Below are 17456 nucleotides of genomic sequence, written 5' to 3'. Positions count from 1 at the left end.
CCGCGCGGTCAGAACGATCCGGACACCCCGGAAGGAGTCAGCAGTGAGTGGCAAGCCGGCCGACCAGGCGGGGATCACCACCCCCGCCCAGGACAACATGTTCACCGCGGCCTTCGACGTCTCCACCACCGACGTCGAGGAGCTCAAGACCCTCCTGTCCGACTGGGCCGTGGCCGCCGAGCAGATGACCGCCGGCGAGCTCATCGGCGGCCAGCCCAGCTCCAACAAGCAGCTGCCGCCCAAGGACACCGGCGAGGCCTGGGGCTACAAGCCCAACGGGCTGACCATCACCTTCGGGGTGGGCAGGAGCCTGTTCGTCGACGCCGAGGGCAACGACCGCTTCGGCCTGGCCGACAAGATGCCGGCCGTCCTCAAGGAGGGCATGCCCTCCTTCTCCGGCGACCAGCTTCACGCCGCCCAGTCCGACGGCGATCTGCTCGTCCAGGCCTGCTCCAACGACGCCCAGGTGTGTGTCCACGCGATCCGCAACCTCACCCGCATCGCCTTCGGGACCGCCGCCCTGAGGTGGAGCCAGGTCGGATACGGGCGGACGTCGTCGACCTCCGTGGACCAGGAGACGCCGCGCAACCTCTTTGGCTTCAAGGACGGCACCAACAACATCAAGGCCGAGGACCCGGCCGACCAGCTCAACGAGCACCTGTGGGTCCAGTCCGGCGACGACGCCGCAGCGTCCTGGATGACCGGCGGCACCTACTACGTGGCGCGGCGCATCCGCATGCTCGCCGAGGTGTGGGACCGGCTGCGGCTCATCGAGCAGGAGCAGACCATGGGGCGCGACAAGCGCTACGGGGCGCCGCTGAGCATCGCCAACCCCACGAAGTCCTCCGAGGAGTTCACGGCCGTGGACTACGCGGCCAAGGACGACAAGGGGGACACGCTCGTGCCGGCCGACGCGCACATCGCCGTCGTCTCACCGGAGCAGAACCAGGGACGCCGGATGCTGCGCCGCGGCTACAACTACACCGACGGCTCCGACTCCCTGGGGCTGCTGCAGACCGGGCTGTTCTTCATCGCCTTCGTGCGGGACCCGCGCACGAACTTCTACCCGATCCTGGACCGCATGACCAAGAGCGACGCCCTCCAGGAGTATCTCAAGCACGAGGCCGCGGCCCTGTTCGCGATCCCGCCGGGCATCAAGAAGGGCGACACCATGGTGGCCGCCTCGCTGTTCAGCTGAGCGGCGGCCGGGCGGGCCTGGGTAGAGGCAGTATGCGGAGGAGATCAGCGGCGGACTGGGCGCGGCGCCCGGGGGAGTCGGGGGAGGGGCCTGCGGTGGCTACTGCACGGGGTCCGGGTCGTACTGGTCGGGGGATGACCGCACTGCACGGGGTCCGGACCTTCGTGGAGTACGCCCGTACCTCCTCCAGTAGCCCCCAGACCTCGTGCAGTGCGGGCAGCGCTGGCGCGGACCTGCTGTGGGGTGGCTTGAAATCCCCCCGGCCCTCGTGCAGTGCGGGCAGTGCGGGTGCTCCAGATGCGGCGGCCCAGGCTCATCGCCCCGACCCTCGTGCAGTATGGCCGGCAGGCAGGTGGTGAGGCCTGCTCTGCGCCGGGCCCGGCCCAGCCGGGGACATTCGACGCCGTCGGGGACAGAAATCCTGCACCCGCAGGCGTGACATGTCCCCGCCCGTGCTGGGCGGGAGGGGCTGTTGAGGTGGAGCCTGGCGATCCGCCGCACGAATGTCCCCACCGGCACCGGGGCGGGAATTGATATGGCGGGCCGACAGGCGGCTGGGCATGATGGGCCCATGCGCGACCTGAATGACCTCACCCGCCCCACCGTCCCCTCCAGCGCCATCCAGGAGCGCATGGCCGCCGAGACCGAGGAGCGCCGCGGCGTCGTCGGCCCACCGGCGGTACTGCCCGATGATGCCGGCGCCCCCGCCGACCTGCGTGCCGCCCTGGCCGAGGCCGTCGCCGAGCTGGCCCCGCAGATCGTCGAGCTCTCCCACGACATCCACGACCACCCCGAGACCGGTTTCGAGGAGCACCACGCCGTGGCCACGGTCGCCGCGCTCCTGCGCCGCCACGGCATCGAGCCCGAGGTCGGCGTCTACGGCATGGACACCGCCCTGCGCGCCGAGTTCTCCGGAACCCCCGGGGAGACCGACGGCGCCGGACAGCCGGCCGGCACCATCGCGATCCTCGCCGAGTACGACGCCCTGCCCGGCATCGGCCACGGCTGCGGCCATAACGTCATGTGCGCCAACTCCGTGGGCGCCTTCCTCGCCCTGGCCGCTCTGGCCCGCACCCGCCCCGGCGCCCTGCCCGGTCGCGTCGTCCTGCAGACCACGCCCGCCGAGGAGAACTCGACCGCCAAGGAGATCCTGTCCGTGCGCGGCATGCTCGACGGCGTCGACGCCGCCATCCAGACCCACTCCTACGCCCACGACGTCACCCACCAGACCTGGCTCGGGGTGCGTCGCCTGGACGTCGTCTTCCACGGCGTGCCCGCCCACGCCTCCTCCCAGCCCTTCATGGGCCGCAACGCCCTGGACGCGGCCACCCTGGCCCTGACCGGCATCGGCCTGCTGCGCCAGCAGATGCTCCCCATGGACCGCCTCCACGCCATCATCACCGACGGCGGCCAGGTCCCCAACATCATCCCCGAGCGCACCGAGCTGTCCATCATGGTGCGCTCCAAGTACCTCGAGACCCTCAAGGAGATCGCCGAGCGGGTCGAGGAGGTCGTCCACGGCGCCGCCCTCATGACCGGCACCGGCGTCGAGATCCTCACCTCGGAGTTCTGCAACGAGGTTCCCGTGCGCGACAACGGTCCCCTGCTCACCTCCTGGGTGCGCTCCCAGCGCGAGCGCGGCCGCGACCCCCTGGCCGCCGGCGTCCTGCCCGAGACGATCGCCGCCGGCACCGACTTCGGCAACGTCTCCCAGCGCGTGCCCGGCATCCACCCGCTCATCAAGGTCACCGACCGGCCCGACGTCGCCCTCCACACCCGCGCCATGACCGAGGCCGCCGGTGCGGCCACCGGGGACGCGGCCGCGCTCGACGGCGCCTACGGGCTGGCCGCCGTCGCCCTGGACTGGCTTCACGACGCCGGTCTGCGCCAGGCGGTGCGCGCCGACTTCGAGGCCACCGGCGGGGCGATCGACGTCGCCGGCTTCTGGGAGGAGTGAGGCGGGGGAGCCGGTCGGGTCACGACGGCCTGCCGGGCGCCGCGGACGCACCTTGGAGCCCGCGGGCTGACTCATCATGGTGAGTCGCCGGGCCCTATGGTGCGTCCGCGGCGAGCTGCGCGCCGTGCCGCAGGTCCGAAGCTCCCGTCGGCCGGGCCCACCCTCAGGCCGCCGGGCGGCGAATGAGCAGCGCCCCGGGGTCAATGCGCACCCGCATGCCCCGCGTGGGCGCCAGCAGGTCCCCGTCGACCTCGGCCAGGGCCGGTACGGAGAGCTGGACGGCCACCTCCCCGCCGCGGCGCAGCACCACCCGCCCCAGGGAACGGCTCGGCTCGGAGTACCGCGCCGCGTAGGGCGGCAGCACCTGACGGGCCAGCGAGCTCCAGCCGGCCAGGCCGGCCACCGTGTCGATGGCGGCGACGTCGAGCAGACCGTCATCGGTGCGGGCCTCGGGCAGCAGGGTGATCCCGGCCGGCAGGCGACCGCCGTTGGCCACCAGCAGGTTGCGGGCGGTCAGTCGCTCCACGCGCCGCTGGCCGGTGTCGTCGAGCAGGCTGAGAACCAGGTCCATGCGCGGCGAGCCCAGGTTCTCCATGGCCGCCAGCGCGTAGGCGCCCCATCCGACCCGCGCCTTGAGCGCCGGGCGCGTGGAGGCGACCAGCCCGGCGTCGAAGCCGATCCCGGCCACCACCATGCAGGCGTGCTCGTCGCCGAGCGTGGGTCGGGCCCACTGGCGGGGCCTGCGGGTCGCCCTCTGGATCGTGCGCACCGCCCGGGCCGCCTCGGCCGACAGCTGCGGGGAGGCGGTCGTCTCCGTCGCGCCGGCGGGTCCGGCCGGGCCGGCTGACTGGGCCGGATCGCCGGCGTCTTCTGGAAGGTGCGCGAGCTCGGCGGTTCCGGTGGATCCGGTGGCCGCCGTCCGCATCGGTCCGACGTCGGGCTCGGTCCAGGGCTCGGTCCTCACCCAGGCGAGGTCGGCGGGCAGGTCGACGCCGCGGGCCGCCACCCGGGCCGCAGCTCTCGGGTCGCCGACCGGTACGCCGAGGTTGCGGGCCGCCAGGTTCGCCGTGCCCAGGGGGATGATGCCCATCTGGGCCCCGGTGCCGGCCACGCCGGCCGCCACCGCGCGCACCGTCCCGTCACCGCCGGCGGCCACCACCAGGCGGGCCCCGGCCGCCAGGGCCAGGCGCGCCTGCATCGTGCCGGGCTCGGAGACGCTCGTCTCCAGCCAGACGGGGCCGGCATAGCCCGCCTCGCGCAGCTCGCGCTCCAGCAGGCCCCGCACCGCGGCGGTCGCACGCGGCTTGGAGGGGTTGATGACGACACAGGCCAGCGGCTGCCCGGTGCGCGGCGTCGTCGCCCGGGGCCCGCCGTCGGTGAAGCCGGTCATAGGGGCAGGTTAGCCGCCCGCACGGTCCCGGTCACGGTCCTGGAGGGCCTGGGGGCGAGGTGTGAGTCCGGCAAAGGACTCGCCCCGGCCCGCTCAGGCCGCAGCCAGGGTCTTGACGGTGGTGACGGGCAGGTCGGTCTCGCTGACCAGGCGCGAGATGAGGCCGGCCAGCTGGGCGAAGTCGGCGCCGCGGGAGGAGGAGACCCGGTGAACCAGGCCCATGTGGCGCACCGGCGCCTCGCCGGCGAACCGGGCGACGCCGTACTCCGAGGAGGGGGTCAGCAGCTGGAGCGCCCCCTCGGGGATGATCGTCACGCCGGAGCCGTGAGCGACCATGCGGGTCACCGTCGACAAGGTGGTGGCCACCGCGACCGGGGGCTGGGTGCCGTAGCGCTGGCACAGGGACAGGGCCTGGTCGCGCAGGCAGTTGCCCTCGTCGAGCAGGAGGAGGGGCTGGTCGTCGAGCTCGCTGGGGCGCACGTCGGTACGACCCGCCCAGGGGTGACCCGCGGCGGTGAGGATGACGAGTTCCTCGTCGAACATCGGGATCGCGGTGGTGCGCTGAAGGTCGTCCTCCAGCGAGATGATCGCCGCGTCGAGGCGGCCCTGGGCGAGCTGGTCGAGGTTGTCCCCGGTGACCATCTCACGCAGGTCCAGCTCCATCTGGGGCAGGGCCTCGCGCAGACCGTCGATGAGAACGGGGGCCAGGTAGGGCGCAATCGTGGGGATGATGCCCAGGCGCATCGTGCCGCTCAGGGCGGCCCCCTGGCTGGAGGCGGCCTCGTTGAAGGCCTCGGCGGCCAGGACGGCGTCACGGGCGAAGGGAAGCAGGGCCTCGCCCAGGGAGGTCACCAGGACGCGGCGGGTGGTGCGCTCCACCAGCTCGCCGCCGACCCGCTTCTCCAGGGCGGTGATCGCCTGGGACAGGCTGGGCTGGCTGACGCCGAGTGCGGTGGCGGCCTCGCCGAAGTGCTGGTGGTCGCACAGGGCCACGAAGGCCCGTAACTGGGAAAAGGATGGAGATGATGAGATCGGCATGAGTTGTGGTCCTGTGGTCGGGGCCCGCACCACTGCGATCGGCGAGCCTGATATGACGAAGTGACAGAAAATCGGAGACAGGCGACTGGCCGGGAAGAGCGGGGAGAGCGGTGTGGGATACCGGCGTGGGTGGGCCGCCTACGTGGCGACCCAGGAGCACTGTCGGGAACTATAGGGTACACCGATTGAAATGGATTGTATTCACAGGTGGATTACGTTGGTAGAGGGGTGTGGGTCACGTTCGCCGTCGGGGGCTGGTGCGGGCGAGGGGAAGCGTGTATGGACTACACGGATGTCATTCGCCCCCGATCTTCCGGTTAATTGCTGGTCTTCGTGGCCCTGGGGCGCCTCGGTGACGGGGCGGATTCGGGGAGGGTCCGACGTCGATCCGGGGGCCGGACGGCCCCGATTGTTGGGTCTGCCACTGGCCTGTGACCTTGTCTGATGATCTCAGATCCTTCCCGCCCCTGCCTGTCGTCTCGGGCCTCGACCGGGCCCGCCAGTGCCCGGGAGGCGGCCCGAGTGCGGCCCCGGGCGCGGTCCTGACTACACTCAGGGTCATGATCGACCTGCGTGCGCTTCGTGAGAACCCCGAGCCCTTCCGCGCCAGCCAGCGAGCCCGCGGTGCCGACGTCGATCTCGTTGACCGCGTCATCGCCGCCGACGAGACCCGCCGTCAGGCGCTGGCCGCCTTCGAGAACCTGCGCGCCGAGCAGAAGGCCGTCTCCCGGTCCGTGGGGAAGGCCTCGCCCGAGGAGCGCCCGGCGATCCTCGCCAGCGCCAAGGAGCTGGCCGAGCAGGTCAAGGCCGCCGAGGCCGCCTCCTCGGCCGCCGCCGCCGAGCTCGACGCCCTGGCCCGCCAGTTCGCCAACCTCATCGAGGGGGCGCCCTCGGGCGGCGAGGAGGACTACGTCGTCCTGCGCCACGAGGGCGGCGAGCCCCGCGACTTCGCCGCCGAGGGCTTCGAGCCCGCCGACCACCTGGCGATCGGCGAGGGCCTGGACATCATCGACACCCGCCGCGGCGCCAAGGTCTCCGGCGCCCGCTTCTACTACCTCAAGGGCTGGGGCATGCGCCTGGAGCTGGCCCTCATGACGGCGGCCCTGGACGCCGCCGTCGCCCACGGCTTCACCCCGATGACCACCCCCACCCTCGTCACCCCGCAGGTCATGGGGGGCACCGGCTTCCTCGGCGCCCACAGCGACGAGATCTACTACCTGCCCGCCGACGACCTCTACCTCACCGGCACCTCCGAGGTGGCCCTGGCCGGCTACCACGCCGACGAGATCCTCGACCTGTCCGCCGGCCCCAGGCGCTACATGGGCTGGTCCACCTGCTACCGGCGCGAGGCCGGCGCCGCCGGCAAGGACACCCGCGGCATCATCCGTGTCCACCAGTTCAACAAGGCCGAGATGTTCTCCTACTGCCGCCCCGAGGACGCCGAGGCCGAGCACGCCCGGCTCCTGGCCATGGAGGAGGAGATGCTGGCCCTGGTCGAGCTGCCCTATCGGGTCATCGACACCGCCGCCGGGGACCTCGGCTCCTCGGCCGCCCGCAAGTTCGACTGCGAGGCCTGGCTGCCCACCCAGCAGCGCTGGATGGAGGTCACCTCCACCTCCAACTGCACCACCTACCAGGCCCGCCGCCTGGCCGTGCGCGAGCGCCGCGAGGGCGGCACGAGCCCGGTGGCCACCCTCAACGGGACCCTGGCCACCACCCGCTGGATGGTCGCCATCCTGGAGAACCACCAGCAGGCCGACGGCTCGGTGCGCGTGCCCACGGGCCTGCGCCCCTACCTGGGCGGCTTGGAGGTCATCGAGCCCGTCGGTACCAGCGCCTGAGGACGGCCGCGTATGAGCCCCACGCCAGCCGCCTCCTCGCCGGGCGCCGACCGTGACGCGAACCGTGACGCCGCCCGTGACGCCGACGCCGTCGGAGGTCCCAGCGGTCCTGAGCCCGCCAGCAGTCCCAGCGGCGCCCCCACCGGCAACGGCCCGGCCGTCAACCCCGACACCGGGATCACCCCGGCCGGCCAGCCCCTGACCCACCTGGGCGGTTCGGCCGAGTACGTCAGCCGGCTCGACAACGGCGACAAGAGCGCCGACGGCCGAGGCGGCGGACACGCCGTGCGCCGTCGGGCCCTGGACCATGAGGAGTACCACGCCCTCGTCCAGGACCGGATGCAGGACCTCGACGCCCTGGAGGCCGCCGGCGGGGCCCGGCTCGCGCCCGGCGAGGGACTCGTCGTCGCCCTCGACGTCGACGGCACGATCCTCGACATGGACGGGCGCGTCTCGGAGCGGGTCATGGCCTCCATCGCCCGCCTGCGCGCCCACGAGGTCCCCGTGGTCATCTCCACCGGTCGGGGGATCGCCGCCGCCATGCCGGTGGTGCGCCACCTGGGGCTGAGCTCGGGCTGGATGGTGTGCGCCAACGGCGCCCTGACCCTGCGGCTCGACCCGGACGCCCCTGGCGGCTACGAGGTGGTCGACTCGCGCACCTTCGACCCGCGCACCGCCATCGAGACCCTGCACGCCGCCGTGCCCGACGGGATCATCGCCGTGGAGGACCCCGGCACCGGGTTCAAGGTCTCCCGGCTCTTCCCCGACGGCGAGCTCATCGAGGACCAGCAGGTCGTCACCATGGCCGAGCTCGTCTCCCAGCCGGTCACCCGCGTGGTCCTACGCGCCCCGGGGATGTCGGTGGAGCGCTTCTCCAGGATCGTGGCCGACTCCGGGCTGCACTCGGTGGAGTACGCCATCGGCTGGACGGCCTGGCTCGACGTCGCCCCCGAGGGCGTCACCAAGGCCTCCGCCCTCGAGGCGCTCATCGCCCGCCTGGGCGCCGACTCCGCCCGCACCCTGGCGGTCGGGGACGGCTCCAACGACGTCGAGATGATCGAGTGGGCCGGAGCCGGAGTCGTCATGGGCAGCGCGCCCCAGTGGGTGCGCGACCGCGGCGATATCCTGACCGAGCCCGTGTGGCGGGACGGCTGCGCCGCCGTCCTGGACGCTCTCATAGAACGAGTAAGGCACCCCTGATGCGACAGTCCCCTCTCCCTGTCTCCCACCACAACTTCACCCGCAAGAACCTCGTCGAGGACACCGGTCGCGCCGCCACTTCTGAGTCGGCCGGGTCGGCTGGGTCGGCCGGGTCGGCTGGGTCGGCCGGGTCGGCTGGGTCGGCCGGGTCGGCCGGCGGGCCCGCTGCGGGCCGACGACGTCGCAGCGGCCGGCTGCGGCGGACCGGCCGGCTCCTGGCGGCGGCCAGCGCCCTGACCCTGGCGGCAGTGGGCACCGCCGCCTGCTCGGCCGGCGGGGCCGGCTCGGCCTCGGCCACCGGCTGCGCCGCCTACCGGGCCTACCAGGGCCACGAGGGCACCACCGTCACCGTCTCCAGCAGCCTGACCGGCACCGAGGCAGAGCGCTTCGAGGCCTCCGTGGCCGAGTTCGAGAAGTGCACGGGCATCGACGTCGAGCACACCGGCACCACCGAGCTGCGCTCCCAGCTGCTCAACGGCTCGGGCGCCGACCTGTCCACCAGCAAGGGGGCCTCGCCGTCGAGCCAGGACGCCCCCGAGAACCTGCCCGACCTGGCGATCGTGCCGCAGCCGGGGATGGTGGCCGAGCTCGTCGACACCGGTGTGGTCCACCCGTTGTCCAACGCGGTCAACAGCAACGTGGAGGCCGGCTGGGACCGGCACTGGATCCAGGTCGGTATTCACGCCTCCGTGCCCTACGCCGCCCCGCTCATGGCCTCGGTGAAGTCCCTCGTGTGGTACTCGCCGGACGCTTTCGCCAAGGCCGGCTACAAGGTGCCCGCCACCTGGGCCGAGCTGGAGTCCCTCACCCGCAAGGTGCGCGCCGACCACCCCGACGGTTCCGTGACCCCCTGGTGCGTGGGCGCCTCCGACGGGGAGTCCACCGGCTGGGTGATGACGGACTGGCTCGAGGACGCCCTGCTCTCCACGCAGGGGCCCGGCGCCTACGAGACCTGGGCCTCGCACCGGGTGCCCGTCGACTCCTCGGGCGCCGTGGAGGCCCTCGACGCCGTCGGCTCCCTGGTCCTGGCTGACGGGAACGTGGCCGGTGGGCGTGGCTCGATCATCTCGAGGACTCCCGAGCAGGCCGGGGCCGACCTGGTCAAGGGCAGCTGCCTCATGCTGCACGCCTCCTCCTCCTTCGAGTCCCGCTTCCCGGAGGGCACCGCCATCACCGACGCCGACGGCGCCAACCCGGTGACGGTGACGGCACCCAGTCCCAGCGGGGACGCCGCGGGGGAGGCCGCAAGCTCGACCGGCGCCGATGAGGCCGCGGGGCAGACGGCTGGGGCGACGGCGTCGTCGACGTCGAACGGCGCCAAGGTCTCGGCCTTCGTCACCCCGGCTGCGGATCGCGGATCGGACGCCGTGCTCGTGGGCACCGACTACCTCGTGGCCTTCAGCCGCTCGGAAGCTGCCAACGCGGTCATGGAGTACCTGACCTCCCAGGACTGGGCCCGCAAGCGGATGGCGATGGGCGGGATGGCGACCGCCCACCAGGGGGTTGAGCCCGACCTGGCGCCCAGCGACGTCGGCAGGCGCGCTACCAGACTGCTCCAGTCACGCCAGACGACCATCGAGATGGACGCCTCGGACTCGATGCCGGTGGCCGTGGGCAGCAGCGCCATGTGGCTTGGGCTGAGCCGCTGGTCGACCGGTGCGATGACCTCACAGGAGGCGCTGGCCCAGGCCGAGTCGGCCTGGCCGAAGCAGAAGTAGGCGAGGCTGGGTGGGGCGCGTCGTGAGGGCGTGCCCGTGGTGTGGCTCGGGCCGTGCCTTGGCCCTTTACTGCACGAGGTCTGAGTGCTGCTGGATGGGAGACGGGTGTACCGCACGGGGGCCGGGGTCCCGTGCGGTACGGACAACTCCTGGCCAGTAGATCTTCAGGTGGTCGGCAAAGTCGGTTCTGGAATGCTGTTTTTTGGCACTGCTCGTGAACCGTCCGGGGTTTTGTGGGGGCGGTGATGGCACGGGAGGATCACTGCTATGGGACTTAAGGAGGTACTCGCTGGGGCTGCGGGGGCGGGCTACCGCGGTCCTGAGGAGTGTGTCGGCTTGTCTGTCGCGGTGGAGTGTGAGTGCCCGTCTGGCTGATCTGCCAGCACACCGAGACCAAGATCGAGGCTGGGAAGGAGGAGTTTGGGGCCTGGCCGATCCGCACGGTGCTGACTGGCGCCGGAGTCAAGAACGCCCCGAGCTCCTGACTCACGCCCGTTGTGGCCGGTCTCCTGGTGCCAGGAGTGTGCGCGACGAGGCCCTCAGGGCGGAGATATCCAAGGTCCGTAAGAACCGGATACTCGCCCGTAAGATGCACGTGGTGCGGGGCCGCAGCGAGGCCGCTGAGCCTCACGGTGCCGGTCATGCGGGGGCGGTGCACCGCCCGTGCGGTTGATGGCCGACCTGGGCCTACCGCGGCGTCAGGTGCGCCAAACCGCCCAGGACAGCCCGCTCGGAACCTTGAGGCCCGGTGCCCGGCCGACCTGGTGGCGGCGCCTCGAGGCCCTCGCCCTGGGTGGGCTGTGGGTCGCCGGCACTCCCCCACTACGTGGGAGGTGCCCCCTCCTGTGCGCGTACGTTCTCGGGGTGGGTGTACGTCGTCTTCACCCGCCGGCGTGTTCTCGCGGCGGGTCCTGGGGTGGCGGACCACCTGCTGGCCAGTGCGCACCGACCTGGCCCTGGAGGCCCTGGAAATGGCCCTCTGGCAGCGAGAATGAGCCGGCGCTGACCTGACGGGCCTGGTGCACCATTTGCGATCGTGGGGCGCGGTACCGGCCCTATCCGCTACGGGCAGGTCCTGGTCGAGGCCGAGGCGGTCGCCTCCGTGGGCTCCAAGGGTGACCTCCTTTCGGCTTTGCGCTGGCCGAGGCACTCAAGCTCCCTTGTACAAGGCCGAGCCCATCCTTTGGACAAGGACTCTGGCAGGACATCGACGCCGCCCGTGGTCGCCACCGCCGAGTGGGTCCACATGGTACGGGCACCACCGGACCCCACTGCGCCCTCACTGCACACATCGGCATGCGCACCCCCGGCCGAGCACGAAGCCGCCCGGGCACCCAACACCAACCACGACCACTACCGCCAGGAACAACCACAACCAGCAACCACCAGCACCAGACAAACCACCCCCCACAAAACCCGAGACTCGACAATCCGCAGCCTCATCCAGGCCGGACGCCTCAAAGACCACTTGACAGCAATCACCTAAAGCCGACGGTAAGGCTCGCCTAACACATCCTCAAACGCGAAGAGCCCGCATACAAGACGTGCACAACAGGCTCCACATGACAAGGTGGAGGGCACCCCTACGAGAGCAACCTCCACCTATGCTCATTCTGCTTGCTTGGAGCATCTTCGAGTTGCGACAGCGTTACCACTCGAGGGGTGTCGCCGTCGATCTACCGTCGACATTCCATGCTTACAGAAATGCCGCTATCCCACTTCCAATTTCCCGTAAAGGCGCCGTGCTGATTCACGACGCACCACACAGCCATACCTGCGAGCAGTGTCGCCCCAAGCGCGAGCAGTACGGCGACGAACACAAGGAACCAGGCGTCATAACGAACAATGGCGGAGTCGAAGCGAGAGCGTGCGTTGTTGACGAGTTGCATACCTACTGTGTGCATTGTCTGTGCCTCCATGTGATTTAGTTTACTCCAATATTTACCGGACGCAAGAGAAAGCTGACAAATATCAGCATAGCTGGGCGATCACACTGAACGCATAAGACTTCGGGGGTCGGCAAGCCGGTTTAGGTGGTTGGTTGGGTTAGTAGTCTGATGGCTCGTTTGTGGTGTCTTGCCAGGGATCTGGTAGGTGAGGCGATGGAGATGCCGACCCCCTGTGGAAGGCCCGAGCACCGTGGCCCGATACGCGGCAGATCGTCACACCCGTCTGGCATAATCCCACCCGCAGCACCAGCAATGACCCCGATTATCTCCACCCAAACGAACGATGAAAGATCGAGGCTAGTTGGAGTGCGCGGCGTTGAAGCGCGAGGTCCTCATGGAGCAGCGCTCCTGGGTCGATGAGCTCACCTGCCGACACCAGACCTTCAGATGGCTGAAACCGCGCACGACACCGTACGCCGTCACTCCTACTGCGGTCACATAGCCCCAACCATCTACAACCACTACGCTGGCAACCGCCGCGTAAACCAACCGTCGTGACCAACAACAAGGGACAAGGCCCGAAAAACTCCCTCGTCCGAAAAATACCACGCATCCCGCCCCCAAGAATAATCTTCCATACACCCGCAGCGACCCTTCCTGTTATTACTGCCTCTATCAACCTCGATCTTTCATTGGTTGGTTGAGTGGGGTGTGGGTGGCGTCGTTGCCGGTGTCGTGGGGGCGATTATGCTGGTTGGGTGTGACGGTCTGCCGCGTGTCGTCTCGCGGTGGTCGGGCCTTTCCAGGGGCCAGGGTTGTTCCTTCAGGGTCGTGGTGGGCAGGAGGCGGCGGTCGGGTGCCTATGGTGCGGGTAGGGCCTGAAAGCTGCTCAGTGCGGTCAGCAGGAGGCTGGTGAAGGGGTGGTCGGCCTTGTAGCGCAGGACGGTGCGGCGGGCACGGTGGGTGATGACGGCGGGGATGCTCATCAGGCGCAGGCGGATCGTCCTGGGCTCCCAGGTGCGGGCGGGGGTGGAGGCCAGGGCGAGCGGCTGGGAGAAGGCCAGCAGGTCACAGGCCAGGGCCACGATCAGGCACCAGATACGGTTCTGGGCGAACCCCTGCAAGGGAAAGCGGTCAAGCCCGGTGTCCTTGGCACAGCGGATACGGTCCCCTGGCAGCGGGCCCGTAGCCGGTGGCGGACCTCGAGATCGGCGAGCTGACCTACTTTTGTGTTGGTGGCGAAGGCGGTCAGCCGGTAGCCCCCGACGTCCTCGAAGCGCAGCTGGGCTCCCTGGTGGGGCCGCTCTCGGCGCACGGTTGACCCGCACCCCCTTGGGCCAAGCGGTCAGGTCCAGCAGGTCAGTGATCTCAGCGACGTCCGCACCCTGCCTGGGCTGTCCGTCAGCGTTGTAGGCCGGGTCCCAGGCGGCCTCGGGGATGGTGCCCGTGGATCTGCGGCGTGTGGTCCGGCAGCGTGAACCCCACGCTGTAGGACACCCGCCGACGGGCCAGGAGCTCAATGGTCTCCTTCGTGCCTCCGGCCCCGTCGATGCGCACCAGCACCTTTCTACCGGGTCTGGGGCCGAGCCCGGCCTGGTCCAGTGCCCGGCGGATGATCTCGACGTGGTCGGCGGCAGTGTTCGATCCCGCGTTACCGGGACGCAGCACGAGCGCCGCGCACTCACCCCCACCGTCGGGGCCGTGGTCGAACCACGCGGTCAGCGGGTGGGTCAAGTCTCTTGATGTGGTGTAGAGGTCTTCGTGGAGTGTGGTTGTTAGCTGGTGAGGGAGGGGGCGTTGGGTAGGTTCCGGCTGCGGTTGAGGACGTCGAGGCTGAGGTAGCGGCGTCCTTCGGTCCACTCATCGGTCTGCTCTGCCAGGACGGCGCCAACCAGGCGGATAATGGCGTCTCTGTTGGGGAAGATACCTACTGAGTCGGTGCGGCGGCGGATCTCTCTGTTGAGGCGTTCTTGGGGGTTGTTGGACCAGATCTGTCTCCATACTTCGACAGGGAAGGCAGTGAAGGCCAGCAGGTCGGCTCGTGCGGCGTCGAGGTGGTCGGCAGCCTCGGGCAGGATCGTGTGGACGTAGTCCAGGAGGCGGTCGAACTGAGCCTCGACGGCTGCTGCGTCGGGCTGGTCGTAGACCGAGTGGAGCATGGCCTTGACAGCGGGCCACAGACTCTTGGGAACCACGGTCATCAGGTTAGCGGCGTAGTGGGTGCGACAGCGCTGCCAGGTCGCTCCGGGCAGGTTCGCGGCGATGGCCTCAACCAGGCCCGTGTGGGCGTCAGAGGTGACAAGCCGTACCCCCGTAAGCCCCCGGGCCACCAGGTCGGCGAGCAGCCCGTTCCAGGCCGCCGAGCTCTCGGTGGTGGCTACCCGCAGTCCTAGGACCTCGCGATGTCCGTCAGCGTTGACCCCGGTAGCGGTCAGGACCACCGCGCTGACCACGCGACCACCTTCGCGGACCTTCATGGTCAGGGCGTCGGCCGCCACGAAGGTGAATGGGCCTGCATCGCCCAGGGGCCGGTTGCGGAAGGAGGCGACCTGCTCGTCGAGCTCGGCCGCCATACGTGAGACCTGTGACTTCGACAGCGAATTGATGCCCAAAGTACCTATCAGCTTGTCCATGCGCCGTGTGGAGACCCCGGCCAGGTAGGCGTCGGCAACCACAGTGATCAGCGCCGACTCCGCCCGTTTGCGGCGCTCAAGCAGCCAGTCGGGGAAGTATGAGCCGGTGCGCAGTTTGGGGACAGCCACGTCAATCGTGCCGACCCGGGTGTCCAGGTCCCGGTGCCGGTAGCCATTGCGCTGAGCCCGGCGCTCGGGGCTGGCCTGACCGTACTCGGCACCGCACACCGCGTCAGCCTCGGCGCTCAGCAAGGAGCTGATCACCGTCTGAAGCAGGCTACGCATCAGGTCTGGGGAGGCCTGAGAAAGAGCCTCGCCAAGAAGGCGCTCAGGGTCGACAATATGAGGAGCGGTCATCGTGATGACTCCGTTCGAGTGGGTTGTAGGAGATTCCTCGAAGGATCACACGGTGACCGCGCTGCCACCAACAGCAGCCCAACCACCGCGCTACACCACACTACGGGGCACTACCCAGCGGGTGGTAGCCGAACCCCTTCTTGAAGGTCGGGGCCGCACCCTCTTTGTCTGAGTGCACATTAACCAAGGTGGCGTCGACGTCGATCACCAACGGCCGGTTCGCCGAGACGCCGGCGGTCGGTGAGTGCTCGCCGGCCAGGGCCCACACCCGATGCCGCGCTGTCCTGCGGGCCCGGTTGACGGCGGCCTCGACAGCCTCGACGTGGTCGGCCAGGGCCCCTACAAGTCGCGAGACCGTCGGGTCGGAGGCAACAAGCCCGAAGACCTCCTTGTCGCACCGCAGCAGCGAAAGGTCCGACAGGCACCGGCCTCCCAGGGCCACGCACACCGCCAGATCCAAGATGATCTTGCCCGGGTCGTGCACCGACCCCGGCCGCCGCCACGTAGACAGGGCCTGCGAGAGCTCGTTGCCCAGGCCCGTGACCCCGCTCGTCTCGGTCAGCAGCCTCGCCCCGGCCAGACCCACCGCCGGCACCTGACCGGACTCCACACCCACAACCGGGTACAACCCGCTATTCTTCACCACGAAGGTGTCCTTCCCCTGGAGTTCTCGGATTTCAGCAACCCGCATTATTCCAGGCGAAGCGACACCTTCACCCCACTTTCACCACCTCAACGATGAAATCTCGAGGTCAAGCCCGGGGCGTTCAAATACTCCCCATCATCGGGGGGGTGCCCCTATGTGGTGTGTCAAGCGGCGGTGGGTAGTTTCGTGGCTGGTTGGGGGTCGTAGAGTGCGCCGTTGCGGATCATGGCGTGCAGGGTCAGGATGCGGCGGTGGGCCAGGGCGAGGACGGCCTGGTTATGGCGTTTGCCCTGGTTGCGTTTGCGCTGGTAGTAGGCCCGGGAGACGGGGTCGGAGCGCAGTGAGGCGAAGGCGGACAGGAACATGGCGCGCTTGAGCCTCTTGTTGCCGCCGTGGGAGACGTGCTCACCACGGATCGATGAGCCGGAGCGACGTGTGACAGGAGCGAGCCCGGCGTAGGAGGCCAGCTGGGCTCCGGCGTCGAAGGTCTTGCCCAGGGTCTCGGCCAGGAAGACGGCTGCGGTCCTGACCCCGATCCCGGGCATGGAGGTCAGGACCTGGTAAAGAGGGTGGGCCTGCACCAGGGTCTCGACCTGGGCTGCGACATCGGCCCGCTGAGCGTGCAGGGAGATGAGCTGCCTAGCCAGGTGGGGCAGCACCACTGCGGCGGCGTCGGTGCCGGCGACCACCACGGTCTGGTGCTCCAGGGCCGAGACGATCTGGCCGGCCCAGGTGGCGTGCCGCCTGCACCCGTGCTTCTTGAGCCTGGCGTCAATCCTTGCCTTGCCCGCTCGCTTCAGATCGGCTGGAGTGGGCCAGGCGGCGACGACCTCCAAGACGGCGTCGTGCTCCAGCCAGGGCCCCACCACGGCCTCGAGGGCGGGGTGGATCTGGGTGTACAGGCCCCGGATCCGGTTTGCGGTCTGGTTGACCTGGCGGGCCAGGTCCAGGTCGAAGCCAGTCAGCATGCTCAGCGCCGCAGCCTCTTCCTCCGAGGCGCTGACGGCTCTCAGGGTGTGAGGCATGGTCCTGGCTGCGCCGGCGATGACGGCAGCGTCCTTGGCGTCGGTCTTGGCGCTGCCCGGCGTCAGGTCAGCGATGCGGCGCATCGACAGCCCGGGCAGGTAGCCCACGGTGATGCCCATGTCCTGAGCCACCGCCACCGCCAGGGCCCCGATGGTGGCGGGCTGGTCGACCACCACCAGCACCTGCCCCTTTGCCTGCAGGCGCTGGTAGACCTCACGCAGCCGGTCCTCGTCGTTGGGCAGGGCCCTGTCGAGGACCTTCTGCCCGTCCCGGCTCAGGGCCGTGGCCCAGTGCTCGCTCTTGCCGACGTCGATGCCGATGAAGACGTCGATGTCCTCGATATCCATCTCTCCTGCCACCTCTCGCTGCATGGGTGAGGGTCAGCCGGTGGACGACCGGTCCCGCACCCACGTTACGAAAGACCTCACACGCAGCGGGTCGTTCCCCTTATCAGCGGTCACCAGCGCCCGGCTGCCGCGGGTGACAACACCCCCCGGATCATTAGAAGACAGGGGCAAGACATCATGCCCACAGCAGCTGGCCCAGCCCCGGACCACCCGGGA

At 69.8% G+C, this 17456-nt stretch carries 10 protein-coding genes and 2 pseudogenes; 6 read left to right on the top strand and 6 right to left on the bottom strand.

What is annotated here, in order from left to right; genetic code table 11:
- Positions 1-64 precede the first annotated feature (64 nt).
- Together EL340_RS11050 and EL340_RS11045 are read left to right on the top strand one after the other, a co-directional pair.
- Positions 65-1198, top strand: a pseudogene (locus EL340_RS11050) (Dyp-type peroxidase); the annotation flags it as partial.
- Between the two features lie 571 nt (positions 1199-1769).
- Positions 1770-3155: an amidohydrolase gene (locus EL340_RS11045; RefSeq protein ID WP_126414603.1), complete on the top strand. Its 1386-nt coding sequence runs from the start codon at positions 1770-1772 to the stop codon at positions 3153-3155.
- Between the two features lie 163 nt (positions 3156-3318).
- Here EL340_RS11045 and EL340_RS11040 read toward each other — a convergent pair whose 3' ends face one another.
- Positions 3319-4545 carry a diacylglycerol/lipid kinase family protein gene (locus EL340_RS11040; protein WP_126414602.1) on the bottom strand — a complete coding sequence of 409 codons (1227 nt, stop codon included), beginning with the start codon at positions 4543-4545 and terminating at the stop codon, positions 3319-3321.
- A 93-nt stretch (positions 4546-4638) separates the two neighbouring features.
- A complete protein-coding gene (locus EL340_RS11035; protein ID WP_126414601.1) occupies positions 4639-5583 on the bottom strand; it encodes a LysR substrate-binding domain-containing protein in 945 nt (314 codons plus the stop codon).
- 560 nt (positions 5584-6143) lie between these two features.
- Here EL340_RS11035 and serS point away from each other — a divergent pair.
- The 4 genes from serS to EL340_RS15745 all read left to right on the top strand — a co-directional run bounded on the left by serS (position 6144) and on the right by EL340_RS15745 (position 10827).
- Positions 6144-7424 carry a serine--tRNA ligase gene (serS, locus tag EL340_RS11030; protein WP_126414600.1) on the top strand — a complete coding sequence of 427 codons (1281 nt, stop codon included), beginning with the start codon at positions 6144-6146 and terminating at the stop codon, positions 7422-7424.
- A 12-nt stretch (positions 7425-7436) separates the two neighbouring features.
- Positions 7437-8624 carry an HAD family hydrolase gene (locus tag EL340_RS11025; RefSeq protein WP_126414599.1) on the top strand — a complete coding sequence of 396 codons (1188 nt, stop codon included), beginning with the start codon at positions 7437-7439 and terminating at the stop codon, positions 8622-8624.
- The gene (locus EL340_RS11020; RefSeq protein WP_126414598.1) at positions 8624-10342 is read left to right on the top strand and encodes an ABC transporter substrate-binding protein; all 1719 of its coding nucleotides are present in this window, start codon (positions 8624-8626) and stop codon (positions 10340-10342) included. The genes EL340_RS11025 and EL340_RS11020 overlap by 1 nt, the downstream gene beginning before the upstream one ends.
- 359 nt (positions 10343-10701) lie before the next feature.
- On the top strand, positions 10702-10827 hold the full coding sequence (locus EL340_RS15745; protein WP_269471633.1) for a hypothetical protein: 126 nt from the start codon (positions 10702-10704) through the stop codon (positions 10825-10827).
- Between the two features lie 2264 nt (positions 10828-13091).
- Here the strand turns inward: EL340_RS15745 and EL340_RS15525 are convergent.
- The 4 genes and pseudogenes from EL340_RS15525 to EL340_RS10990 form a co-directional block, all read right to left on the bottom strand.
- Positions 13092-13959: pseudogene (locus tag EL340_RS15525) on the bottom strand (IS1380 family transposase); the annotation flags it as partial.
- A gap of 47 nt (positions 13960-14006) precedes the next feature.
- The gene (locus tag EL340_RS11000; RefSeq protein ID WP_126414336.1) at positions 14007-15221 is read right to left on the bottom strand and encodes an IS256 family transposase; all 1215 of its coding nucleotides are present in this window, start codon (positions 15219-15221) and stop codon (positions 14007-14009) included.
- A gap of 100 nt (positions 15222-15321) precedes the next feature.
- Entirely contained in the window at positions 15322-15912 is a 591-nt protein-coding gene (locus EL340_RS10995) for a transposase (protein ID WP_126414594.1), read from the bottom strand.
- A gap of 119 nt (positions 15913-16031) precedes the next feature.
- On the bottom strand, positions 16032-17240 hold the full coding sequence (locus EL340_RS10990; protein ID WP_126413232.1) for an IS110 family RNA-guided transposase: 1209 nt from the start codon (positions 17238-17240) through the stop codon (positions 16032-16034).
- Positions 17241-17456: the final 216 nt, after the last annotated feature.

The sequence above is a fragment of the Actinomyces viscosus genome, assembly GCF_900637975.1.
GTDB classification, from domain to species: Bacteria; Actinomycetota; Actinomycetes; order Actinomycetales; family Actinomycetaceae; genus Actinomyces; species Actinomyces viscosus.
The sequence above is the reverse complement of the archived record's forward strand: the minus strand, read 5'-3'. Positions and strand labels throughout refer to the sequence as shown.

What these genes read in the sequence shown, in the direction of transcription:
- EL340_RS11000 (WP_126414336.1), bottom strand. Translation starts at nt 15,221, where the DNA reads ATGACCGCTCCTCATATTGTCGACCCTGAGCGCCTTCTTGGCGAGGCT.
- EL340_RS11045 (WP_126414603.1), top strand. Translation starts at nt 1,770, where the DNA reads ATGCGCGACCTGAATGACCTCACCCGCCCCACCGTCCCCTCCAGCGCC.
- EL340_RS11025 (WP_126414599.1), top strand. Translation starts at nt 7,437, where the DNA reads ATGAGCCCCACGCCAGCCGCCTCCTCGCCGGGCGCCGACCGTGACGCG.
- serS (WP_126414600.1), top strand. Translation starts at nt 6,144, where the DNA reads ATGATCGACCTGCGTGCGCTTCGTGAGAACCCCGAGCCCTTCCGCGCC.
- EL340_RS10990 (WP_126413232.1), bottom strand. Translation starts at nt 17,240, where the DNA reads ATGGATATCGAGGACATCGACGTCTTCATCGGCATCGACGTCGGCAAG.
- EL340_RS11040 (WP_126414602.1), bottom strand. Translation starts at nt 4,545, where the DNA reads ATGACCGGCTTCACCGACGGCGGGCCCCGGGCGACGACGCCGCGCACC.
- EL340_RS11020 (WP_126414598.1), top strand. Translation starts at nt 8,624, where the DNA reads ATGCGACAGTCCCCTCTCCCTGTCTCCCACCACAACTTCACCCGCAAG.
- EL340_RS10995 (WP_126414594.1), bottom strand. Translation starts at nt 15,912, where the DNA reads ATGCGGGTTGCTGAAATCCGAGAACTCCAGGGGAAGGACACCTTCGTG.
- EL340_RS11035 (WP_126414601.1), bottom strand. Translation starts at nt 5,583, where the DNA reads ATGCCGATCTCATCATCTCCATCCTTTTCCCAGTTACGGGCCTTCGTG.